The sequence below is a fragment of the Streptomyces sp. NPDC001156 genome, assembly GCF_053598275.1.
Genome location: NZ_JBSFJX010000078.1, coordinates 1 through 14,469, shown reverse-complemented (window position 1 = coordinate 14,469; position 14,469 = coordinate 1). Strand labels below are relative to the sequence as shown.

Annotated in this window: 15 protein-coding genes and 1 pseudogene; 9 read left to right on the top strand and 7 right to left on the bottom strand. The window is 70.6% G+C overall.

Going from position 1 to position 14,469, the window contains the following annotated elements; translation table 11 throughout:
• Window positions 1–40: 40 nt before the first annotated feature.
• The 3 genes from ACWDA7_RS29505 to ACWDA7_RS29495 all read right to left on the bottom strand — a co-directional run bounded on the left by ACWDA7_RS29505 (window position 41) and on the right by ACWDA7_RS29495 (window position 2,856).
• Complete coding sequence (locus ACWDA7_RS29505; protein ID WP_450607853.1) at window positions 41–1,498, bottom strand: peptidoglycan D,D-transpeptidase FtsI family protein; 1,458 nt, start codon at window positions 1,496–1,498, stop codon at window positions 41–43.
• 109 nt (window positions 1,499–1,607) lie between these two features.
• On the bottom strand, window positions 1,608–2,081 hold the full coding sequence (locus ACWDA7_RS29500; RefSeq protein ID WP_450607851.1) for a GNAT family N-acetyltransferase: 474 nt from the start codon (window positions 2,079–2,081) through the stop codon (window positions 1,608–1,610).
• A 1-nt stretch (window position 2,082) separates the two neighbouring features.
• Window positions 2,083–2,856, bottom strand: coding sequence for an IclR family transcriptional regulator domain-containing protein (locus ACWDA7_RS29495; RefSeq protein WP_432926286.1), 774 nt, complete (start codon window positions 2,854–2,856; stop codon window positions 2,083–2,085).
• 133 nt (window positions 2,857–2,989) lie between these two features.
• Here ACWDA7_RS29495 and ACWDA7_RS29490 point away from each other — a divergent pair, with 133 nt between their 5' ends.
• The 5 genes from ACWDA7_RS29490 (at window position 2,990) to ACWDA7_RS29470 (ending at window position 7,721) form a co-directional block, all read left to right on the top strand.
• Window positions 2,990–4,519: an aldehyde dehydrogenase (NADP(+)) gene (locus ACWDA7_RS29490; protein WP_450607849.1), complete on the top strand. Its 1,530-nt coding sequence runs from the start codon at window positions 2,990–2,992 to the stop codon at window positions 4,517–4,519.
• A gap of 83 nt (window positions 4,520–4,602) precedes the next feature.
• The gene (locus ACWDA7_RS29485) at window positions 4,603–5,211 is read left to right on the top strand and encodes a DUF1349 domain-containing protein (RefSeq protein ID WP_432926282.1); all 609 of its coding nucleotides are present in this window, start codon (window positions 4,603–4,605) and stop codon (window positions 5,209–5,211) included.
• Between the two features lie 63 nt (window positions 5,212–5,274).
• Window positions 5,275–5,778 carry an N-acetyltransferase family protein gene (locus ACWDA7_RS29480; RefSeq protein WP_450607847.1) on the top strand — a complete coding sequence of 168 codons (504 nt, stop codon included), beginning with the start codon at window positions 5,275–5,277 and terminating at the stop codon, window positions 5,776–5,778.
• Window positions 5,779–5,855: 77 nt separating this feature from the next.
• Window positions 5,856–6,572, top strand: a complete 717-nt coding sequence (locus ACWDA7_RS29475; protein ID WP_450607845.1) for a DsbA family oxidoreductase — start codon at window positions 5,856–5,858, stop codon at window positions 6,570–6,572.
• A gap of 99 nt (window positions 6,573–6,671) precedes the next feature.
• Complete coding sequence (locus ACWDA7_RS29470; protein ID WP_450607844.1) at window positions 6,672–7,721, top strand: aminotransferase class V-fold PLP-dependent enzyme; 1,050 nt, start codon at window positions 6,672–6,674, stop codon at window positions 7,719–7,721.
• Between the two features lie 69 nt (window positions 7,722–7,790).
• On the opposite strand, the gene thpD is transcribed toward ACWDA7_RS29470, so the two are convergent.
• From thpD to ectA, 4 genes are read right to left on the bottom strand one after another with little or no spacing between them, the layout of a single operon-like run.
• The gene (gene thpD, locus ACWDA7_RS29465) at window positions 7,791–8,681 is read right to left on the bottom strand and encodes an ectoine hydroxylase (RefSeq protein WP_450607842.1); all 891 of its coding nucleotides are present in this window, start codon (window positions 8,679–8,681) and stop codon (window positions 7,791–7,793) included.
• A gap of 6 nt (window positions 8,682–8,687) precedes the next feature.
• On the bottom strand, window positions 8,688–9,086 hold the full coding sequence (locus ACWDA7_RS29460; protein WP_359392548.1) for an ectoine synthase: 399 nt from the start codon (window positions 9,084–9,086) through the stop codon (window positions 8,688–8,690).
• Window positions 9,087–9,115: 29 nt separating this feature from the next.
• Window positions 9,116–10,387 (bottom strand): diaminobutyrate--2-oxoglutarate transaminase, encoded by a 1,272-nt coding sequence (gene ectB, locus ACWDA7_RS29455; RefSeq protein WP_359392550.1) that lies wholly within the window; start codon window positions 10,385–10,387, stop codon window positions 9,116–9,118.
• Window positions 10,388–10,436: 49 nt separating this feature from the next.
• The gene (gene ectA / locus ACWDA7_RS29450) at window positions 10,437–10,979 is read right to left on the bottom strand and encodes a diaminobutyrate acetyltransferase (protein WP_450607839.1); all 543 of its coding nucleotides are present in this window, start codon (window positions 10,977–10,979) and stop codon (window positions 10,437–10,439) included.
• A 405-nt stretch (window positions 10,980–11,384) separates the two neighbouring features.
• On the opposite strand from ectA, the pseudogene ACWDA7_RS29445 reads away from it, so the two are divergent.
• The 4 genes and pseudogenes from ACWDA7_RS29445 to ACWDA7_RS29430 form a co-directional block, all read left to right on the top strand.
• A pseudogene (locus ACWDA7_RS29445) lies at window positions 11,385–11,615 on the top strand (transporter substrate-binding domain-containing protein); the annotation flags it as partial.
• On the top strand, window positions 11,612–12,151 hold the full coding sequence (locus tag ACWDA7_RS29440) for a hypothetical protein (protein ID WP_450607837.1): 540 nt from the start codon (window positions 11,612–11,614) through the stop codon (window positions 12,149–12,151). The pseudogene ACWDA7_RS29445 and the gene ACWDA7_RS29440, both read left to right, overlap by 4 nt.
• Window positions 12,152–12,173: 22 nt before the next feature.
• Window positions 12,174–13,265, top strand: a complete 1,092-nt coding sequence (locus ACWDA7_RS29435) for an amidohydrolase family protein (RefSeq protein WP_450607836.1) — start codon at window positions 12,174–12,176, stop codon at window positions 13,263–13,265.
• Between the two features lie 199 nt (window positions 13,266–13,464).
• Window positions 13,465–14,394 (top strand): SCO1860 family LAETG-anchored protein, encoded by a 930-nt coding sequence (locus ACWDA7_RS29430; RefSeq protein WP_450607834.1) that lies wholly within the window; start codon window positions 13,465–13,467, stop codon window positions 14,392–14,394.
• The last annotated feature ends 75 nt before the right edge of the window (window positions 14,395–14,469 follow it).

Genomic DNA, 14,469 nt, shown 5'->3' with positions numbered 1-14,469 from the left:
CCGCGCGGGCTCGTCCCCGCACGCGACGGCCCCGAACCGCCTAGCCTTTGAGCGCCGCCCGCATCATCGCCCGGGCGACCGGGGCCGCCAGCCCGTTCCCGCTGACCTCCGAGCGGGCCGCATCCGACTGCTCGACCATCACCGCGACGGCAACCTCCTTGCCGTCGGAATCGGACTTCGCGTACGACGTGAACCATGCGTACGGCGTCTTGCTGTTGTTCTCGCCGTGCTGGGCCGTACCCGTCTTGCCGCCCACGGTCGCTCCGGCGATCTGCGCGTTGGTGCCGGTGCCCTGCTCGACCACCGTCTGCATCGCGGACCGCAACTGCCGGGCCGTGGACGAGCTGACGATCCGCTTGGTCCCGGCACTGTCGTCGTAGTTGCTCAGCACGTCGCCGCCGCCGTCGGTGATCTGCGACACCATATGCGGCGAGACCAGCCGACCGTCATTGGCTATGGCCGCCGACACCATGGCCATCTGCAGCGGGGTCGCCGTGACGTCGAACTGGCCGATGCCGGACAGCGCCGTCTGCGCCTTGTCCATGCCCGACGGGTACACACTCGCGTACGCCCGCACCGGCACGTCCTGTCGGCTGTCGTTGAAGCCGAACTCCTCAGCCATCGCCCGGACCTTGTCCTGGCCGAGGTCGACGGCCATCTTCCCGAAGACGTTGTTGCAGGAGTAGCGCAGCGCGACGCGGATCGAGGCGTTCTCGCACGGCGCGTTCGGGTTCTCGTTCGACAGCGTCCGGGTCGTGCCGGGCAGCGGGTACGGGTCGGGGCTGTCGGTCCTCTGGTCCACGGACGAGTACAGTCCGTCCTCCAGCGCGGCGGCCGCCACCACCAGCTTGAACGTCGAACCGGGCGGCAGGGGCTGGCGCAGCGCGCGGTTGGTCAGGGGCTTGTCGGGATCGCTGTTCAGCTGCTTCCAGGCCGTCCCCGCGGTGTTCGCGTCGGTGAGCGACGACGGGTCGTACGAAGGGGTCGACACGACCGCCAGGATCCTGCCGGTCGCCGGGTCGATGGCGACGGCCGCACCCTTCTTGCCGCCGAGTGCCTGGTACGCGGCCTTCTGCACGCCCGGGTCGATCGTGGTGACCACGTCGCCCGGATCGGCCCGCTTGCCGGTGACCGTGTCCATCACGCCCTTGAGGCGGGTGTCCGTGCCGTTGAGCAGGTCCTGGTAGATGCCCTCGAGCTGGGTCGGCGCGTAGCTCTGCGAGGCGTAGCCCGTCACCGCGGCGTACAGCCTGCCGTCCGTGTAGGTGCGCTTGTACGCGAGGTCGCCGCCGTTCGTCCGCGCCGAGCCGGTGACCGAGTCACCGGCCACGATGATGTTCCCGAGCGGCCGCGAGTACGTCTCGATCGCGTTCCGCCGGTTGTCCTTGTCGTCCGCGAGCGCCTTGCCGTCGTAGAACTGCACCCAGGTCGCCCTGACCAGCAGAGCCAACACCAGGAGCAGTGCGAAGACCGATGCGCGTCTGATCGTCTTGTTCATCCCGTCCCGAAGACGCAGGGATCGGGCGGATCGTTCCCATGCGCCTCGTTTTCTCATCGGGGCCTCATGAAAGGGCCGGCCCGCCGATGTGCGGCGGCGGGCCGGGCGATCAGGCCTTCAGGACGAGGACGACTTCCTCGATCTCCTCGCTGCGGGCGTGCGCGAAGCCCCTGGCCCGGGCCGTCTGCGCGAAGCCGCACTTCTCCAGGACCCGGCGCGAGCCCGTGTTGTCGGCGGCGGCCCGAGCGTACAGCGGACGTTCCGGGACCTCCTCCAGCAGGAGCCGCAGCGCGGCCGTCGCAATGCCGCGGCCCCAGTGCGGGCGGTCGATCCAGTACGTGACCTCGCGCTCGCCCGGCTCGCCGTACACCGCCGCGCTGCCCACCACGTCGTCGTCGACCAGCACGGTGCGGACGTCGACGTCGGACGAGGTGCGCAGCCGGGCCCAGTGGGCGTCGAAGCCGGCCCGGTCCGCGGGGTCCTCGGGGGTGAACGCGGCCATGCGAAGTGCGACGGGGTCGTTCAGCTGGCGAAAGAAGACCGGCAGGTCGCTGTCGTGAACCTCGCGCAGGGCGACCTCCATGTCACAGCCTCCGTGTCGCCAGGGTCAGACGGTCCCGCGCGTCGAACAGCGCGTCCTTGATCATCTGTTCGTGGGCCGGGGTCAGCCGGGCCACCGGGACCGAGCAGCTGATCGCGTCGCGGGCCGGGGTGCGGTAGGGGATCGCGACGCCGAAGCAGCGCAGGCCCAGTGTGTTCTCCTCGCGGTCGACGGCGAAGCCCTGCTCGCGGACCTGATGGAGTTCCTCGATGAGTCTCTCGCGGTCGGTGATGGTGTGCTCGGTCAGCGCCGGCAGCGTCTCGGGCAGTATCTTGCGGACCTGCTCGTCGGTGTACGTGCTCAGCAGCGCCTTGCCCAGCGAGGTGGAGTGCGCGGGCAGCCGGCGGCCCACGCGCGTGAACGGGCGCAGGTAGTGCTGGGACTGGCGGGTCGCCAGGTAGACGACGTTCGTGCCGTCCAGGCGTGCCAGGTGGATGGTCTCCGTCGTGTCGTCCGAGAGCCGGTCCAAGGTGGGGCGGGCCGCGGCCACCACCTCGTCGCCGTCGATGTACGAGGTGCCGACCAGCAGCGCCCGCACCCCGATGCCGTACCGGGTGCCCGTCGCGTCGGTCTCCACCCAGCCCAGTTCCACGAGCGTGCGCAGCAGCATGTACAGGCTCGACTTGGGGTAGCCCACCGCCTCCTGGACGGCGGCCAGGGAGTGCATACCGGGGCGGCCGGCGAAGTACTCGAGCAACTCAACGGTCCGCACCGCGGACTTGACCTGCGCCCCGCCGCCTGTCTCGCCAGCCGACATCGCCCTTGACCCCTTCGTTCGACGGGAAATAGTCTCCGAACAGATCATTCATCATCGGAGACGGCGTTCAGTATATCGAACGACTCTGGTGAGTGACGGACGAACTGCGGCATGACATCTGGAGGGACCCGCGGTGGCAGCAGCACCAGTCTGGAGTGTCGACCCCCGTACCGGGAAGCCGCGTGAACAGGTTGCGGTGGAGGCCACGGCCCAGGAGGTGGACGCCGCCGTCCGCGCGGCCCACGCCGCGCGTGGAGCCCTCGCCGACCGCACGGTCCGCTCGGCCTTTCTGCGCACCGCCGCCGACCGGCTGGAGGCCGCGAAGGACCAGCTCGTCGAGGCGGCCGACGCGGAGACCGCGCTCGGCCCGGTCCGGCTGACGGGCGAACTCGCCCGGACCTGCTACCAGCTGCGTGCCTTCGCGGGGATCGTCGACGAGGGTGCCTTCCTCGACGTCGCGATCAACCACCCGGACGACACCGCGACCCCGCCGATCCCGGACCTGCGCCGCTACAAGGTCCCGCTGGGCGTCGTCGCCGTCTACTCGGCCTCCAACTTCCCCTTCGCCTTCTCGGTGGCCGGCGGGGACACCGCGAGCGCGCTCGCCGCGGGCTGCCCCGTCGTCGTCAAGGCCCACCCCGACCATCCGGCGCTCTCCGAGCTGGTCGCCGCGACGCTCCGCCGGGCCGCCGAGCAGCACGACATCCCCAAGGGCGTCATCGGGCTCGTCCACGGCTTCCAGGCGGGCATCGAACTCATCGAGCATCCGCTGATCGCCGCCGCCGGGTTCACGGGCTCCATCCGCGGCGGCCGTGCCCTCTTCGACGCGGCGGCGGCCCGTCCCGCGCCCATCCCCTTCCACGGCGAGCTCGGCTCGCTCAACCCGGTGCTCGTCACGGAGGCCGCCGCCGCCGAGCGCGCCGAGGCCATCGGGACCGGGCTCGCGGGCTCCATGACCCTGGGCGTCGGCCAGTTCTGCGTGAAGCCGGGCCTGGTCCTGGCCCCCACGGGCGCGGGCGGGGACCGCCTGGTGAAGTCCCTGACGGACGCCGTGAGTGACACCGAGGCGGGCGTTCTGCTCGACCACCGGATGCGCGACAACTTCGTCGCGGGGGTCGCCGAGCGTGCCGCGCTGCCCGGAGTGGAGTCCCCGGTCACCGCCGGCGCGGGCAGCGAGCACACGGTCAGCGCCGGATTCCTCACCGTCCCGGCCGAGAAGCTCACCCGCGACGGGGAGTACGACCTCCTGCTGGAGGAGTGCTTCGGCCCGCTCACCGTGGTGGCGCGCTACGAGGACGAGGACGAGGCCAAGCGTGTCCTCGGCCGGCTCCCCGGCAACCTCACGGCAACGGTGCACCTGTCCACGGAGGAGACGGCGGGCGAGGGCCGGGGGGCGGAGATCCTCACGGAGCTGACCCCGCTCGCGGGCCGCGTCCTCGTCAACGGCTGGCCGACGGGTGTGGCGGTGGCGCCCGCCCAGCACCACGGCGGCCCCTACCCGGCGACGACGTCCACGTCCACGTCCGTGGGTGGCACGGCCATCGAGCGCTGGCTGCGGCCCGTGGTGTACCAGGGCGCCCCCGAGGCGCTCCTCCCGCCGGAGCTGCGCGACGACAACCCGCTCGGGTTGCCGCGGCGCTTCGACGGGCGTCTGGAGAGGTGACTGCTGCGCGGTCCGCGGGTGCTTTTGTGGTTGAACGCGTAGTTCCCCGCGCCTGTCGCGGGCGCGCCTGAGAGACTTCCCCAATGGACGTTGAACTTCCCGAACTCCCGTTCTCCCTGCGCACGTACGGGCCGGGCGGCCACTGGTCGTACGAGGACGGGGTGCTCACCGGCTGGGCGGGCGCCCGGCAGGATCGTTTCGTTCCGCCCACCGGCGAGGCTCTGGAGCCGGCCTCCGACGCGCCCCGGCTCCTCGGCGCGCCCGAGGGCGACTTCCAGTTGATCGCCCGGGTCACCGTCGGCTTCAACGCGTCCTTCGACGCCGGTGTGCTCTACGTCCATGTCGGCGAGCGGGCCTGGGCCAAGCTCTGCCTGGAGTACTCGCCGGATGTGCCCACCGTCTGCACGGTGGTCACCCGCGGCCACTCCGACGACGCCAACTCCTTCACCGTGGAGGGCAGTTCGGTCTGGCTACGGGTCAGTCGCACGGGCCGGGCCTTCGCCTTCCACGCCTCTCGCGACGGCAAGCGCTGGACGTTCGTCCGTCTGTTCACCCTGGGCGGTGAGAAGGAGACGGACGCGGCGCTGGTGGGCTTCATGACCCAGTCGCCGATGGGGGAGGGCTGCGTGGTGACGTACGACGGGATCGAGTACCGCCCGCACTGGCCGCAGGACCTCAGGGACGGCAGCTGACCCGGCGGCGCGTCCATGCGCACCACCCGGAACCACTGCGGCCGCGGCGACGTCCTTCCCTGCATGATCGACGACCGAATGACCGGAAACCGACTGATTCGTACCGCTCTGCCCGCCGAGGTGCGGGCCGTCGCCGAACTCCAGGCCCGGGCCCGGGCGACCTACTACCCGGACGGGCCGCCGCAGGACGGCACCGACTGGCTCGCCGCCTGGCGGACCGCCCTGGAGCGGCCCGACGCCCATGTGCTGTGCGCCGTCGAGCGGGGCCGTATCGTCGCCGTCGCCTCTTTCCGTACGCCGGACGGTGTATCGGCCGACACGGTGAAACTCTTCCAGTTCCACGTCGACCCCGGGCACTGGCGCCGGGGCATCGGCGCCGCACTGCACGCGGCCTGCGTCGAGGAGTGGCAGGCCGACGGCAGGCGGACCGCCGTCCTCGACGTCCATGTCGACAACCGCCGCGCCCAGGCCTTCTACACCCGCCTCGGCTGGGTCCCCGACCCGCAGAACCCGCCCGCGGAGGGAGACCACCACCTCTTCCTCCGGTACATGGTCCCCGGGGAATGAAGGCAACCGTTTGAACGTTCCCGCACATCGGCGGAGGGAGGCTCCGCACCCGTACCGACTGGAGAGAAGCCGAAGACATGCGCGTGGAGATCTGGAGCGACATCGCCTGTCCCTGGTGCTACGTGGGCAAGGCCCGTTTCGAGAAGGCGCTCGGGGCCTTCCCGCACCGGGACGAGGTCGAGGTGGTGCACCGCTCCTTCGAACTGGACCCGCACCGGGCCAAGGGCGACGTCCAGCCGGTCCTCACGATGCTCGCCAAGAAGTACGGGATGAGCGAGCCGCAGGCGCAGGCCGGCGAGAACAACCTGGCAGCGCAGGCCGCGGCCGAGGGCCTGGACTACCGCACCTCGGGCCGCGACCACGGCAACACCTTCGACATGCACCGCCTGCTCCACCTCGCCAAGGAGCGGGGCCGGCAGGACGAGCTGATCCAGATCCTCTACCGGGCGAACTTCGCCGAGGAGCGGTCCGTCTTCACCGAGGGCGTCGAGCGGCTGGTGGAACTGGCCGTGGAGTCGGGGCTCGACGCCGAGGAGGTCCGCGGGGTGCTCGCCGACCCCACCGCGTACGCCGACGCGGTGCGCGCCGACGAGCGGGAGGCGGCCGAGCTCGGCGCCAACGGCGTGCCGTTCTTCGTCCTCGACCGCAAGTACGGCGTCTCCGGCGCCCAGCCCGCGGAGGTCTTCACCCAGGCCCTGACTCAGGCGTGGGGCGAGCGTCCGCAGCTGAGGCTGATCGAGGACGGCGGCGCGGACGCGTGCGGTCCGGACGGCTGCGCGGTGCCGGGCCACTGAGCGAGGGCCCGCTCCGGGGTGGACATATAAGCGTTCCTTAGTGGAACCACGTAAGAGTTCGCAATGGACTACGACTTCACTGGGCCCCAGAGTGGTCCCATGGAGACCTTCGAGAGCCTTGTCCGTGCTGAGTTCGCCCCGAAGAACACCTACCTCAACACGGCGAGCAGCGGGCTGCTTCCCGCGCGCACCGTGGAGGCCATGCGGACGGCCGTCGAGTCGGCGGCCGCCGGCCGGCCGACCGATATGTTCGCCGACGTGGAGGCCGCCCGCGCCTCGTTCGCCCGGCTGGCCGGGATCCCTGTCAGCCGGGTGGCGGCCGGGGCTTCGGTCGCCGTCTACACCGGGCTGATCGCCGCCTCGCTGCCCGAGGGCGCCGAAGTCCTCACCGCCGAGGCCGACTTCAGTTCCGTGGTGAACCCCTTTCACATGCGCGAGGACCTGAAGGTGCGCGCCGTGCCGCTGGAGGGCATCGCCGAGTCGGTGCGGCCCGGCACCGCGCTCGTCGCGGTCAGCGCCGCGCAGTCCGCCGACGGACGGGTGGCCGACCTGCCCGCGATCCGGGCCGCGGCGCGCGAGCACGGGGCACGGACGTACATCGACGCGTCCCAGGCCGCCGGCTGGCTGGACCTCGACGCGGACGCCCACGACTACGTCTGCGCCGTCGCCTTCAAGTGGCTGTTCTGTCCGCGAGGCGTGGCGTTCCTGGCCGTGCCGGAGGACCTCGGCGGCCTCACCCCGCTGTTCGCCGGCTGGGTCGCGGGGGAACGGCCCTGGGACAGCTGCTACGGCCCCGTCACGGAACTCGCCCATTCGGCACGGCGGTTCGACGAGAGCCCCGCGCTCTTCTCGTACGCAGGCGCGCGCCGCTCCCTCGAACTGCTGGAGTATCTCGGGGTGGACGCCGTACGCACGCACGACCTCGCCCTCGCGGACCGCTTCCGCGCGGGGCTCGACGCCCTCGGTCACGAGGCCGTCCCCGCGCCGGGCTCGCCGATCGTGTCCGTGCCCGGACTCGGCCACCGGCAGGAGGAGCTGAGCGGTGCGGGGATCGAGGTCTCCGACCGGGCGGGCAACCTGCGGGCCGCCTTCCATCTGTACAACACGCCCGCCGACGTCGGCCGCCTGCTGGACGTCCTGTCGCGCTGACTGCGGCGGACACGAGCCTGCCGCCCGTCCGTGACGGGCGGCAGGCTCGAAGGGCCGGCGGGAATCCGCTCAGTGCACCGGCGTGAAGTCCCGCGCCCCGATGAACTCGGGCCGCCGGACCGGCGCCGCGAACGGCTCGACCGCCTCGTTCTCCACGCTGTTGAACACGATGAAGACATTGCTGCGCGGGAACGGGGTGATGTTGTCCCCCGAGCCGTGCATGCAGTTGCAGTCGAACCAGGTCGCCGAACCGGCCTTGCCGGTGAACAGCCGGATGCCGTACTGGCTCGCCATCGCGGTCAGCGCCTCGTCGGACGGCGTGCCGGCGTCCTGCATCTGAAGCGACTTCTTGTAGTTGTCCTTTGGGGTGGCCCCGGCGCAGCCGAGGAACGTCCGGTGCGAGCCCGGCATGATCATCAGGCCGCCGTTGGTGTCGTAGTTCTCGGTCAGCGCGATCGAGACGGACACCGTCCGCATGTTCGGCAGACCGTCCTCGGCGTGCCAGGTCTCGAAGTCGGAGTGCCAGTAGAAGCCGCTGGCCCCGAAACCGGGCTTGACGTTGATCCGCGACTGGTGGACGTACACGTCCGAGCCGAGGATCTGCCGCGCCCGCCCGACGACACGCTCGTCGCGGACGAGGCGCGCGAACACCTCGCTGATCCGGTGGACCTCGAAGACGGAGCGGATCTCCTTGGACTGCGGCTCGATGATCGACCGCTCGTCTGCGCGGATCTCCGGGTCGGTGACGATTCGCTGCAACTCCCGCTGGTACTCAGCGACTTCGTCCTGGCCGATCAGCTCGTCGACGGCGAGGAAGCCGTCGCGCTCGTACCCCTGGAGGTCGGCGACGGAGATCGGCCCGGGTGTGCCGGGCGCGCCCCAGACGACCGGGTCCTGACGGGGAACGGACACCTCGGTGGCGGCGCGGCTGGGGTACAGATCGGTGACGGTGGTGGTCATGTGCGGTCAGACCTCCTCGGTCAGCAGCGGGTAGACGCCGTTCTCGTCGTGGTCCTCCCGGCCCGTCACGGGTGGGTTGAACACGCAGATGCAGCGGAAGTCGTCCTTGACCCGGAGCGTGTGCCGCTCGTGCCCGTCGAGCAGGTACATGGTCCCGGGCGTGATCGTGTAGGTCTTCCCGGTCTCGTTGTCGGTGAGGTGCGCCTCGCCCTCCACGCACACGACGGCCTCGATGTGGTTCGCGTACCACATCGACGTCTCCGTGCCCGCGTACAGGATCGTCTCGTGGACGGAGAAGCCGACCTTCTCCTTCGCGAGGACGATGCGCTTGCTCTCCCAGGTGCCGGACGCCGACTTGATGTGCCGGTCGGTGCCTTCGATCTCCTTGAACGAACGGACGATCACGGTGGTGCGTGCCTCCTTCTCGGCGGTGTTCAGACGGTTTCGCGGACGGCGCGGGCCAGGGTGCTCAGGCCCTCGTCGAGTTCGTCCGCGGTGATGGTGAGGGCGGGGAGCAGTTTGACGACCTCGCTCTCGGGGCCCGAGGTCTCGACCAGCAGCCCCAGGTCGAAGGCGCGTCGTGCGACGCGTCCGGCGCGGGCCTTGTCGTGGAACTCCAGGCCCCACACCAGCCCGCGTCCGCGGTACTCCTTGACGTCGGTCAGGTTCTCCTCGGTGATCGAGATCAGCTCCTGCTCGACCTGCTCGCCGCGCGCCCGGGTCTGTTTCTCCATGGCGGAGCCGTCCCTCCAGTAGCTCTCCAGGGCGGCCGTCGCGGTCACGAACGCGGGGTTGTTGCCGCGGAAGGTGCCGTTGTGCTCGCCCGGCTCCCAGATGTCCAGCTCGGGCTTGAACAGGCAGAGCGACATGGGTAGTCCGTAGCCGCTGATGGACTTGGACACCGTGACGATGTCCGGCACGATCCCGGCCTCCTCGAAGGAGAAGAACGCGCCGGTACGCCCGCAGCCCATCTGGATGTCGTCCACGATCAGCAGCATGTCGCGGCGCGCGCACAGATCGGCGAGGCGGCGCAGCCACTCGGCCCGGGCGATGTTGATGCCGCCCTCGCCCTGCACGGTCTCGACGATGACGGCGGCGGGCTGGTTGAGCCCGGAGCCCTGGTCCTCCAGGAGCCGCTCGAACCACAGGAAGTCCGGGACCCTGCCGTCCAGATAGTGGTCGAAGGGCATGGGCGTCCCGTGCACGAGTGGGATCCCGGCGCCGGCGCGCTTGAAGGCGTTGCCGGTGACGGCGAGGGAGCCCAGGGACATGCCGTGGAAGGCGTTGGTGAAGGACACGATGGCCTCGCGGCCCTTCACCTTGCGGGCCAGTTTGAGGGCCGACTCGACGGCGTTGGTGCCGGTGGGCCCGGGGAACATGACCTTGTACGGCAGGTCACGCGGCCGCAGGACGAGATCCTGGAAGGTCTGGAGGAAGGAACGTTTCGCGGTGGTCGACATGTCGAGCCCGTGGGTGACGCCGTCCCGCTCCAGATAGTCGATCAGCGCTCGTTTCAGTACGGGGTTGTTGTGGCCGTAGTTGAGGGATCCGGCGCCGGCGAAGAAGTCGAGGTACTCGTGCCCGTCCTCGTCGTACATGCGGCTGCCCTGCGCGCGGTCGAAGACGGTGGGCCAGCCGCGGCAGTAGCTGCGCACCTCGGACTCCAGGGTCTCGAAGACGCTGAGGTCGGGCTGGGTGATGGTCACGGCGAAAACGCTCCTCGGGGGTGGGGGAGAGGGAGTGCGTGCGTGGGACTCAGTCGGACAGCGGGCCGATGCGGTACAGGACTTCGGGATCGTGCGGGCCGTCGGGGAACTGGGGAGTCTCGAAGAGGACCTCACGTTCCAGGGCCGCCCCGTGCCGCCGGGCGAACGAGGTGAACAGGCGCTCGGATGCGGTGTTGCCGGGGGTGATCGTGGTCTCGAGACCGGTCACCCCGTGCTCCTCGACCACCCGCGCCGTGAGCGCGTCGAGCAGCCGTGCCGCGAGCCCGCGCCCGCGCTGGGCGGAGTCGACGGCCACCTGCCACACCAGGAGGGTGCGCGGACGGTCGGGCCGCAGGTACGCGGTGACGAACCCGACGGCCCGGCCGTCGGACCCGTCGCGCACCACCGCCGAGGTGCCGGCGAAGTCGCGGCACCACAGCAGATAGCTGTAGGAGGAGTTCAGATCGAGGGTTCCGGAGTCCCTGGCCAGGCGCCAGAGAGCGGCCCCGTCCGCCACCTCCGGACGGTCGATCCGCAGTCCTTCCGGCATTTCCAGGAATTCCGCTTGCAGGTCTGCTTGTGCGGCGGTCATGTCGATCGAATTTACCCAGGGAAATGTGAAAATGCATCGCCGGCGAGGGTTACGGAACCGCGGTCCATGTGTTATCACGCGGGCGTGTGCGATCGTGCGGGCGCGGGGTAATTGGCGTACGAATGCCCGAAAAATATGGGGCAAAGTGGGTGTCGTGTGGGGTCGGTCACATCCTCGTCACCCATACGAGATCTGCCCGAATTACTCCGGTTGGCGTTCGCAGAATCTTTGCGTTTAAGCCAGGAAAGAGCGGGCAGAAGAATACGGGTAGCCACCCTGGAAGGAATTTCCATAATTGCGCGAAAAGGGCCTGGAAGGCAATGTCGAATTTCAGATTTCGGTCAGTCGGCCGGAACGGCTTCGGCGTAGCTGCGCGCGGCCTCGTGTGCAGAGGGCTCCGGAACGATCGTCCAGGGCTGGCTCAAGGACAAGGCCAACGCCGACGCCTTCAGTGTGGTCGGCAACCTCAACACGGGTGAGCAGTACGGCTTCACGGTGAAGAAGGGCAACACGAAGCTCCTCGCCGCGATCAACAAGGCGCTCAAGGACGCCAAGGCCAACGGCACGTACAAGAAGCTGTACGAGAAGTGGATCGGCCCGTACGACGCGACCGCCGCCTCGCCCTCCGCCTCATGAGCAAGGCGACCGGTACGGCCGACGCCGGGGTCCAGCCGCGGAAGAAGGGGCTGCCCCGGCGTCAGCGACGCAGACTGTCGCGCGGCGCCCAGTACGTCCTCTTCGTCGCCGCCGTGATCGTCTTCGCGGTCACGGCGGACTGGGGGCGGCTGCAGAACCAGTTCGCGCAGGCGGACATCGCCGGGCAGATGTTCCCCGACGTCATCACGCTGGCGCTGAGGAACACCGTGCTCTACACCGTGTCCGGCTTTGCCGTCGGCCTGGTGCTGGGCATCGTCCTCGCCCTGATGCGGCTGTCGTCCGTCGGCCCGTACCGCTGGGTCGCCGGCGTCACCCACGAGATGAGCTTCGCCCGCGAGGTCGCCGACCGGGTCGTCTTCATGGACGGCGGGGTCGTCGTCGAGGACGGCACACCGGACCAGGTCATCGGCCACCCCCGCCACGAACGCACCCGCCACTTCCTCTCCCGGCTCCTCGACCCCGCGAGGGCCGAGGTGGAGGAGGAGACCTCCGACCGGGTGTCCGGGACCGCGTAGCGGGCGAACTAAGGTGCAGTGCATGAGCGATCACGCGGTGCTGCACGTGAAGGGTCGGGTGCTCGTCGGACCGGAGGAGGTCCGCGACGAGCTGTGGGTGGTCGGCGGCCGGATCTCGTACGACCGCCCCGCCGGCGCCCGCGACGTCCGTACGGTCGAGGGCTGGGCGCTGCCCGGCCTGGTCGACGCGCACTGCCATGTCGGCCTCGACGCCCACGGCCCGGTATCCGACGACGTCTCCGAGAAGCAGGCGCTGACCGACCGCGACGCGGGAACCCTGCTGATCCGTGACGCGGGCTCGCCGTCCGACACGCGGTGGCTGGATGACCGCGACGATCTGCCGAAGATCATCCGGGCCGGCCGGCACATCGCGCGCACCCGCCGCTACATCCGCAACTACGCCTGGGAGATCGAGCCCGAGGACCTGGTCGCGTACGTCGCCCAGGAGGCCCGGCGCGGCGACGGCTGGGTCAAGCTGGTCGGCGACTGGATCGACCGGGAGAGCGGGGACCTGTCCGCCTGCTGGCCCCGTGAGGCGGTCGAGGCGGCCATTGCGGAGGCGCACCGCCTCGGCGCGCGGGTCACCGCGCACTGCTTCGACGAGGACTCGCTGCGGGATCTGGTCGAGGCGGGTATCGACTGCGTCGAACACGCCACGGGCCTGACGGAGGAGACGATCCCGCTGTTCGCGGAGCGGGGTGTCGCCATCGTCCCGACGCTGGTGAACATCGCGACCTTCCCGAAGCTCGCCGACGGTGGCCAGGCGAAGTTCCCGCGCTGGTCCGATCACATGCGACGGCTGTACGAGCGGCGGTACGACACCGTACGCGCCGCGTACGACGCAGGCATACCGGTGTACGTCGGCACCGACGCGGGCGGCGGGCTCGCCCACGGACTGGTCGCGGGCGAGGTGGCGGAACTGGTCACCGCCGGGATCCCGGCCGTCGACGCGCTCGCGGCGACCGCATGGAGCGCCCGCCGGTGGCTCGGCCGGCCCGGGCTCGAGGAAGGGGCGCCCGCCGACCTCGTGGTGTACGAGGCGGATCCGCGCGCGGACGTACGGGTGCTGGCGGCGCCGCAGCGGGTGGTGCTGAACGGCCTCGTGTTCGGGTAGGCGCCGCGCCCGTGCGCCGGCCGCTTCCCCGTTGTGGGGGATACGGGGGTGACATCCGGGAACGGGTGTGCCCTGATTTTCGAAAGGCTCTGCGAGAAAGCCACGATGGAGTGAAGTGACTTGGTGTCGCTGACGGCTCACTCCCGGTACGTAATTCTGTCCGGGTCCCGAGCTTGTCTTATCTGGGGGTCCCACCACCATGAACGGCACCACCTTCCGCATGCCCGCACGCCGCCTGACCAACGTCGCGCTGGCCACAGCCCTGGCCGCAGGGCCCGCCGCACTGGCCTGCGCGGGCTCCGCGCAGGCCGATGAGGACCACGGCCGCGCCGCCGCCGTCGTGCTGCGCACCGAACTCGATGTGTCCCTGCTCAACAAGACCCTGAACGTCCCGCTGGCGGTCTCGCTCGACGAGGTACGGGCGCCGGGGAGCGCCAAGGAGACCGCGCTGTCGGCCCGGCTCGACGGAGTCGCCGGCGGCCGTCCCTTCGACGTGGTGCGGGCGGACGCCGCCACCGCCGAGGCGACGGTCTCGGCGTCGGGCGCGGAGGCCTCCACGAACCTCGCGCACGCGCGCATCCATCTGCCGGGGCTGCCCATGCTGTCCCTGATCGAGGTGGACGGCGTCACGTCGAAGGCGGTGTGCGAAGTCGGGAAGAAGCCGGTCGCCACGGCGAACGTGCTCGGCGCGGTGACCGTGCTCGGGCGGAAGGTCACGGCGACGGCCGGCGGGCCGACACAGGTGAAGGTGCCGGGTGTCGGCGAGGTCCGGCTCGAGGTGTCACCGACGCGGACGACGTCCCGGACGGCGGCGGCCGCCGCACTGGTGCTGACGGTCTCGGTGAATCCCCTGCACCTGAACGTGGCCGAGGTGAAGGGCACGGTGACGCTCGGAGGCGCCACCTGCGAGACCCCGGCGTCCGCCCCGAGCGCGTCTCCCTCACCGGTGACGTCGTCCACCCCCACGGCGGCGCCCGCCGAGGATGTGAAGCCCCAGGGCACGCACGCGAAGGCCAACCTCGCGGAGACGGGCGGAAGTGCGGCGACGCCGTATGTCGTGGGCGGCGCAGTCGCTCTGCTGGTCGTGGGCGCGGGAGCGATCGGACTGGCGCGCCGGCGACGCGGTTAGCCCCATGGCTCGCGGGCGTGGGGGGGGGGGGGGGGGGGCCGGGCGCCCCCGCCCCCGGCCCGCGCCGCCCCCCCC

Coding starts and splice junctions, on each gene's coding strand:
- ACWDA7_RS29435 (WP_450607836.1), top strand. CDS start 12,174: ATGAGCGATCACGCGGTGCTGCACGTGAAGGGTCGGGTGCTCGTCGGA.
- ACWDA7_RS29430 (WP_450607834.1), top strand. CDS start 13,465: ATGAACGGCACCACCTTCCGCATGCCCGCACGCCGCCTGACCAACGTC.
- thpD (WP_450607842.1), bottom strand. CDS start 8,681: ATGACCACCACCGTCACCGATCTGTACCCCAGCCGCGCCGCCACCGAG.
- ectA (WP_450607839.1), bottom strand. CDS start 10,979: ATGACCGCCGCACAAGCAGACCTGCAAGCGGAATTCCTGGAAATGCCG.
- ACWDA7_RS29495 (WP_432926286.1), bottom strand. CDS start 2,856: ATGTCGGCTGGCGAGACAGGCGGCGGGGCGCAGGTCAAGTCCGCGGTG.
- ACWDA7_RS29485 (WP_432926282.1), top strand. CDS start 4,603: ATGGACGTTGAACTTCCCGAACTCCCGTTCTCCCTGCGCACGTACGGG.
- ACWDA7_RS29500 (WP_450607851.1), bottom strand. CDS start 2,081: ATGGAGGTCGCCCTGCGCGAGGTTCACGACAGCGACCTGCCGGTCTTC.
- ACWDA7_RS29470 (WP_450607844.1), top strand. CDS start 6,672: ATGGAGACCTTCGAGAGCCTTGTCCGTGCTGAGTTCGCCCCGAAGAAC.
- ACWDA7_RS29480 (WP_450607847.1), top strand. CDS start 5,275: ATGATCGACGACCGAATGACCGGAAACCGACTGATTCGTACCGCTCTG.
- ACWDA7_RS29440 (WP_450607837.1), top strand. CDS start 11,612: ATGAGCAAGGCGACCGGTACGGCCGACGCCGGGGTCCAGCCGCGGAAG.
- ACWDA7_RS29475 (WP_450607845.1), top strand. CDS start 5,856: ATGCGCGTGGAGATCTGGAGCGACATCGCCTGTCCCTGGTGCTACGTG.
- ACWDA7_RS29505 (WP_450607853.1), bottom strand. CDS start 1,498: ATGAACAAGACGATCAGACGCGCATCGGTCTTCGCACTGCTCCTGGTG.